Raw genomic sequence first — 6,010 nt, forward strand, 5'->3', positions numbered from 1 at the left:
GAACAGGGCAATCGCATCAGCCTGATCGACAAATACGATGCGTCGAACGCCAATCCCGCCATTCGCCGCTGTGAGCTGATGACGCGCATTCGCGGTTTCGAAACGATTTGTCACGCGCTGGGCTACGTCGGGGAATTTTATACCCTCACCGCGCCGTCAAAATATCACGCCAGCCGCGGCACGGGTTACCACAATCCCGGATGGCACGGCGCCAGCCCGGCGGAAACGCAGCACTATCTGAATCGTTTGTGGGCACGCATTCGCGCGAAACTGCATCGCGACGGAATCCGGCTGTTTGGCATCCGCGTCGCCGAGCCTCATCACGATGCCACGCCGCACTGGCATATGCTGATGTTTATGCTGCCGAAAGATGTCGCACAAATACGTGCGGTAATGCGCGAGCACGCCTGTCAGGAAGACCAGCACGAGCTGGCCAGCGACAAAGCTCAAAAGGCGCGTTTCCACGCCGAAGCCATCGATCCGGCGAAGGGCAGCGCGACCGGCTATGTGGCGAAATATATCGCGAAAAACATTGATGGCTATGCGCTGGATGGCGAGCGCGACAAGGAGAGCGGGGCGCTGCTGAAAGAGGCCGCCGCTGCGGTCTCTGCGTGGGCATCGCGCTGGCATATCCGCCAGTTTCAGTTTATCGGCGGTGCGCCGGTGACGGTCTGGCGCGAGCTGCGGCGCATGGCCGACGCGGAAACCGCCCGCGCGATGAGCGTTGAGTTTGCCGCCGTGCACGAGGCTGCCGATACCGGCAACTGGGCCGACTACGTTAACGCACAGGGCGGCCCGTTCGTGCGCCGTGATGAATTGCAGGTACGGACGCTGTACGCCCCGCGCGAGGCGCTTAATCGGTATGGCGAAGCGGTGCTGGTGGTTCGCGGCGTTTATGACGCCGCCGTTGGTGCGGGTTGTCCGATAGTCACGCGCCTTGTGCAGTGGAAAATCGTGCCGAAAAAGACGCAGGTTGAGGATATTCAACGCGCGCCCTCTTGGAGTTCTGTCAATAATTGTACGCCGGACGACAGTCATCGGCCGCTGGACTTCACCAGGCCACTCAGCAGGACAGATCGACAACGACTTTTCCAGCGGTTAAAAGCGGCAAGCCCTGTCGGCCGGCGACAAGGGCGAGAGGAAACGAGGTTGTTCAGGTACGGCTGCCGACGGCCTGAAAGTGATGTCAGTACGCGCAGGATTGTGTGCGATACCTCAAGCTTTTTAATGGAATAACCAAGCGGGCTGGAAAGGGATTCAATAAATTATCTCTATATATCATCAGCATAAGAAACTTTCCGTTAACAATAATTTTCTTCACTTTTCGAAGTTATTACGTAATACTGTATTTTTGTACAGTATCTTTGAGGGGGATCTGTGAGCAGCGAATTTGAAGAACGGGTCATGCTTGAGCGGGTAGAAATGATTGCGCGGTTAACCACCGAAGGCATTTGTCAGGAGCGGGATCGTGAAATTGCACTGGATCTGATTGCCGAAATTGCACGAGGTAATCTGATTAAAAACGATGCCTGGTCCATTCTCTTTGCCGGGAATCGCCCCAAAAAATAACGATCATAACGGGCGAGAACGGCAGAGGGTTTCAGGGCGACGTTGTTCCATAACTACGCCATCCGGCGTTGCTGGCGGTGATGGGGTGGGAGAAGCAAACTACTCCCACACCCAATCATCCATCAACCAGGGCGGCTGACATGTCAAAAAAATCTCTACATCCTAATCTGTCAACGCTGGCGGTTGTGCCGTCAGCGCGCGTCGGGGCGAGCATATCGCTATCAACGCTTCCCTGAATACCGTGCCACCGGTTTCCGTCGGTGCCGCGCGCGTCCGGCATTTTACCCTTTTCTGAGAGAGCACATTCTGATGCAGATCATTGCACAACAGGGCGACACCCTTGATGCCATCTGCCTGCGCTACTACGGGCGCACCGAGGGCGTTTTTGAACAGGTACTCGCCTTTAACCCGTCGCTGGCGACGCACGGCGCGGTGTTGCCGCATGGCACCGCCGTTGCGCTCCCGGAGGTAGCCGCGAAGCCGGTTACCTCCACGGTCAACCTCTGGGACTGACGATGGAAAGGATCAGCACCTTTATCACCTACTGGCTGTCCGCCGCGCTCGCCTGGTTTGGCACACAAACGCCGGAGAAGTACGCATTTTTTATCGGTGGAAGCTGCGCCATTTTTACCGCGCTGGTCAATTTTTGGTATCGACGGAAAACCTATCGCTACCTGACGACAATGGCTAACGACAAAGGGTTGACGCGTGAACTCAATTGTTAAGCGATGCAGCGTGGCCGCCGTGCTGGCGCTGGCGGCGCTGCTGCCGGACTACCGACTGCTTCACACCTCGCCTGAGGGACTGGCTCTGCTCGCCAACCTTGAAGGCTGCCGTCTGCGCCCTTATCAGTGCAGCGCTGGCGTATGGACATCGGGTATCGGGCATACCGCAGGCGTGATGCCGGAAAGCGATATTACCGGACGCGACGCGGCGACAAATCTGGTGGCCGACGTGCTTAACATTGAGCGTCGTCTTGAAGCCTGCGTGCCGGTGAAGATGCCGCAGCCGGTGTATGACGCAGTCGTCAGCTTTGCCTTCAACGTGGGAGCCGGCGCCGCCTGCCGATCAACGCTGGCGTCTCATTTGCGGCGCCAGCAGTGGCGTCAGGCATGCGGGCAGCTCGGCCGCTGGGTCTACATCAACGGCGTTAAAAGCCACGGGCTGGAAAACCGTCGCCAGCGCGAGCGTGAACGTTGCCTGCTGGGGGCTGCGTGAGAACGCTGCTGGTGCTGTTGGCGGTTGCGGTCGTCGGGCTGCTGTGGCTGCGTCATGAAAACGGCGCACAGCGCGCCCGCCTGGAAAGTGCGCGCCTGGTCGCCAGCGAGCAGCAGGCTGAGACAGAACGGCTGACGCGTCGGCTTGCCGCAGTGACGTTGCGTGCGGAAAAAAACGAGCGGGCGCAGGCGGAACTGCGTCAGAAACTGAGCGCCGCCGGTGAACGCCAGGCGCAGCGCGAACAGATCATTAAGAGGTTACTTAACAACGATGAAAACTTCCGCCAGTGGTATGGGGCTGCTCTTCCTGATGCTGTGCGTCGGGTGCACCGGCGCGCCGCCTGCGCCAGCGCCGGTAGCTGTTTACAACCGTTGCCCGAAGGTGAGCCTCTGCCCGATGCCGGGCAGCCGGCCGGAAACGAACGGCGATCTGAGCGCCGATATTAACCAGCTTGAGCGTGCGTTAGTGAGCTGCGCGCTTCAGGTTGAAGCCGTTAAACAATGCCAGGATGAAACAGATGCTGAAACACGAAACCCTTCGCCGGGCGCTGACTGATGCCGTGCCAACGCTGCACGCGAATCCCGACGCGCTGCGTATCTCCCTGACGAACGGCAGTATTGCGGCTACGCTGGCCGCATCATTGTCGTTTGAAAAACGGTTCACGCTTCGCCTTACGGTAACGAACCTGGCGGAGGATATCGACGTGCTGCTTGCGCCCGTCCTCGCGTGGCTGCGTGAGAATCAGCCGGATGTGATGACGGATGATGCGTCGCGATCAAAAGGATTCACCTTCGCCGCGGATTTCAACAGCGACGGCAGCCTCAGCGTCACTATTGACCTGTTGCTGACTGAACGCACGCTGGTGGAGGAAAAAGAAGACGGTCTGCACGTGCTGAGCATTGCTGAGCCGCCTGTGCCGAAGCCGGTGACGCGTCCGGTGGCGCTGTACGTTCATGGCGAACTGATAAGCCGCTGGGACGAGTAATCGGGCGAGGAAGGACTTGCCGCCGCCGTTGCCGACAGGTCGCGCGGCGGTTTTGCATTGATGAACGGTCGGTTTGAACAATGTTGTGTCATGGGCGGTTAAACGCCTTCACATTGCCGATGAATGCCTTCAGGCGGCATCATTTCTCCCATGAATACACTCGCATCCATCCATGAATTAACCCGTACGCTGCGCAACATGATCCGCATTGGCGTGATTGTTGATATCGATCTTGCAAGCGGGCGCTGTCGCGTGCAGACCGGCGGCATTTGCACCGACTGGCTTCAGTGGCTTACCCAGCGCGCCGGACGATCGCGCAGCTGGTGGGCGCCTTCCATCGGTGAACAGGTGTTGCTGTTGGCGCTGGGCGGCGAGCTGGAGACGGCATTTGTGCTGCCGGGCATCTTTTCTGACGATCATCCCGCGCCGTCGTCCTCGGCAGACGCATGGCAGGTGACGTTCCCTGACGGCGCGGTTATCGCTTATGAGCCGTTGACCAGCGCGCTGACCGCCCACGGCATCAAAACCGCTGAGGTTAACGCTTCAGATAGCATCACCGCCACGGCGCCCACCCTGACTCTGAACGCATCAAGCCGCGTCACGCTTAATACGCCGGAGGTGGTCTGCACCAGCAAGCTGATTACCGGCACGCTGGAGGTGCAGAACGGCGGCAAACTGAGCGGCAACATCGAACACGCCGGCGGCGCGCTGTCGTCCAACGGCAAGGTGCTGCACACCCATAAACATCCCGGCGACAGCGGCGGAACCACAGGAGCGCCACTATGACGGCACGCTATATCGGCATGAGCCAGACAACCGGCCGAACCCTCACTGACGTTGAGCATATCAGCCAGAGCCTGAGCGATATTTTACGCACACCGGTGGGGTCGCGCGTGATGCGCCGCGACTACGGATCGCTGCTCTCATTGATGATCGATCAGCCGCAGACCGCCGCCCTTGAGCTGCAAATTATGGCGGCCTGTTACATGGCCATTTTGAAGTGGGAGCCGCGCGTCACGCTGAGCGCGGTGACCATCGAACGTCAGCTTAGCGGTCAAATGGTGGTCAACCTGACCGGTGTACGTGAGAGCGGCGAAAGCCTTTCGTTAACCCTTCCTGTGAGTTGAAACCATGCCGATTATCGATCTGAACCAGCTGCCTGCGCCAAACGTGGTGGAGACGCTGGATTTTGAAGCCCTGCTCGCCGAACGCAAGGCAACGTTGATTTCCCTGTTTCCCGGCGAGCAGCAGGAGGCCGTTGCCCGCACGCTGGCGCTGGAGTCAGAGCCGCTAACCAAATTCCTTGAGGAGAACGCCTATCGCGAAGTTATCTGGCGTCAGCGGGTCAACGAGGCGGCCCGCGCCGTGATGCTGGCCTATGCGGAAAATGCGGATCTCGACCTGCTGGCCGCAAACAACAACACCGTGCGGCTGACCATCACGCCCGGCGACAGCAGCACCCTTCCGCCGACGCCCGCGGTGATGGAGTCTGATACGGATTTACGGCTGCGCGCGCAGCAGGCCTTTGAAGGGCTGAGCGTGGCGGGGCCGACCGGCGCTTACGAATATCATGGCCGCAGTGCTGACGGGCGCGTTGCCGACATCTCCGTGGTCAGCCCGACGCCTGCCAGCGTCACGATCAGCGTGCTGTCACGCGAGGCGAACGGTACGGCAAGCGAAGCGCTGCTGGCGGTGGTGCAGAAGGCGCTCAGCGCCGACAACGTGCGGCCGGTCGGCGACCGCGTGACCGTGCAGAGCGCGGAAATTGTGCCCTATCAGATTGACGCCACGCTCTATTTTTACCCCGGCCCGGAAGCCGAACCCCTTCGTCAGGCTGCGGAGCAGCAGTTAAAAACCTATATCAGTTCGCAGCACCGGCTGGGACGCGATATCCGCCAGTCCGCTATTTATGCCGCGCTTCATGTCGAAGGCGTGCAGCGCGTCGAGCTGGCTTCCCCGCTGACCTCGGCGGCGACATTGGCCAGCTTCAACAGGCGTATGACGCGCTGAACGTCAGGATCTTTGAGCAGCAGGCGCCCGGCCTGCGCAAGCTTACGCAGACGGCAACCGACTATTTGCTGAAACTTGATGACTGGGTGCAGCGAAACCAGTCGCTGACGCAAACGCTCGGCGTTATTGGCACGGTCGCTATCGGCGTCGCCGGGCTGGTCGGCGCGGTGGGCTACGTTGCCGTACCGGTTATCAGCGGCATCAACCTGCTCATTGCTGGTGCAGGTC

9 protein-coding genes and 3 pseudogenes are annotated in these 6,010 nt (G+C 59.8%); all 12 read left to right on the top strand.

The window, feature by feature from the left end:
* A partial coding sequence (locus tag GS12_RS21855) for a replication endonuclease (protein WP_160279932.1) occupies window positions 1-1,236 on the top strand: 1,236 nt, incomplete at its 5' end.
* Between the two features lie 141 nt (window positions 1,237-1,377).
* Complete coding sequence (locus tag GS12_RS21860; RefSeq protein ID WP_231566736.1) at window positions 1,378-1,569, top strand: Tum protein; 192 nt, start codon at window positions 1,378-1,380, stop codon at window positions 1,567-1,569.
* A gap of 309 nt (window positions 1,570-1,878) precedes the next feature.
* A complete protein-coding gene (locus GS12_RS21865) occupies window positions 1,879-2,082 on the top strand; it encodes a tail protein X (protein WP_034911886.1) in 204 nt (67 codons plus the stop codon).
* Window positions 2,073-2,294: a phage holin family protein gene (locus GS12_RS21870; protein WP_034950910.1), complete on the top strand. Its 222-nt coding sequence runs from the start codon at window positions 2,073-2,075 to the stop codon at window positions 2,292-2,294. Before GS12_RS21865 ends, GS12_RS21870 begins: the two co-directional genes overlap by 10 nt.
* Entirely contained in the window at window positions 2,278-2,787 is a 510-nt protein-coding gene (locus GS12_RS21875; protein ID WP_034911889.1) for a lysozyme, read from the top strand. Before GS12_RS21870 ends, GS12_RS21875 begins: the two co-directional genes overlap by 17 nt.
* Before the next feature lie 11 nt (window positions 2,788-2,798).
* Window positions 2,799-3,131: pseudogene (gene lysB / locus GS12_RS21880) on the top strand (Rz-like lysis system protein LysB); the annotation flags it as partial.
* Window positions 3,058-3,342 carry an Rz1-like lysis system protein LysC gene (gene lysC / locus GS12_RS25065; RefSeq protein WP_235421308.1) on the top strand — a complete coding sequence of 95 codons (285 nt, stop codon included), beginning with the start codon at window positions 3,058-3,060 and terminating at the stop codon, window positions 3,340-3,342. The pseudogene lysB and the gene lysC, both read left to right, overlap by 74 nt.
* Window positions 3,305-3,772 carry a phage tail protein gene (locus GS12_RS21885; protein WP_034950916.1) on the top strand — a complete coding sequence of 156 codons (468 nt, stop codon included), beginning with the start codon at window positions 3,305-3,307 and terminating at the stop codon, window positions 3,770-3,772. The genes lysC and GS12_RS21885 overlap by 38 nt, the downstream gene beginning before the upstream one ends.
* Before the next feature lie 150 nt (window positions 3,773-3,922).
* On the top strand, window positions 3,923-4,558 hold the full coding sequence (locus GS12_RS21890) for a phage baseplate assembly protein V (RefSeq protein WP_034950919.1): 636 nt from the start codon (window positions 3,923-3,925) through the stop codon (window positions 4,556-4,558).
* The gene (locus tag GS12_RS21895) at window positions 4,555-4,899 is read left to right on the top strand and encodes a GPW/gp25 family protein (RefSeq protein WP_034950922.1); all 345 of its coding nucleotides are present in this window, start codon (window positions 4,555-4,557) and stop codon (window positions 4,897-4,899) included. The genes GS12_RS21890 and GS12_RS21895 overlap by 4 nt, the downstream gene beginning before the upstream one ends.
* A gap of 4 nt (window positions 4,900-4,903) precedes the next feature.
* A pseudogene (locus GS12_RS21900) lies at window positions 4,904-5,734 on the top strand (baseplate assembly protein); the annotation flags it as partial.
* Window positions 5,735-5,790: 56 nt separating this feature from the next.
* Window positions 5,791-6,010: pseudogene (locus tag GS12_RS25355) on the top strand (phage tail tape measure protein); the annotation flags it as partial.

It is taken from the genome of Erwinia oleae (genome assembly GCF_000770305.1).
GTDB lineage: Bacteria > Pseudomonadota > Gammaproteobacteria > Enterobacterales > Enterobacteriaceae > Erwinia > Erwinia oleae.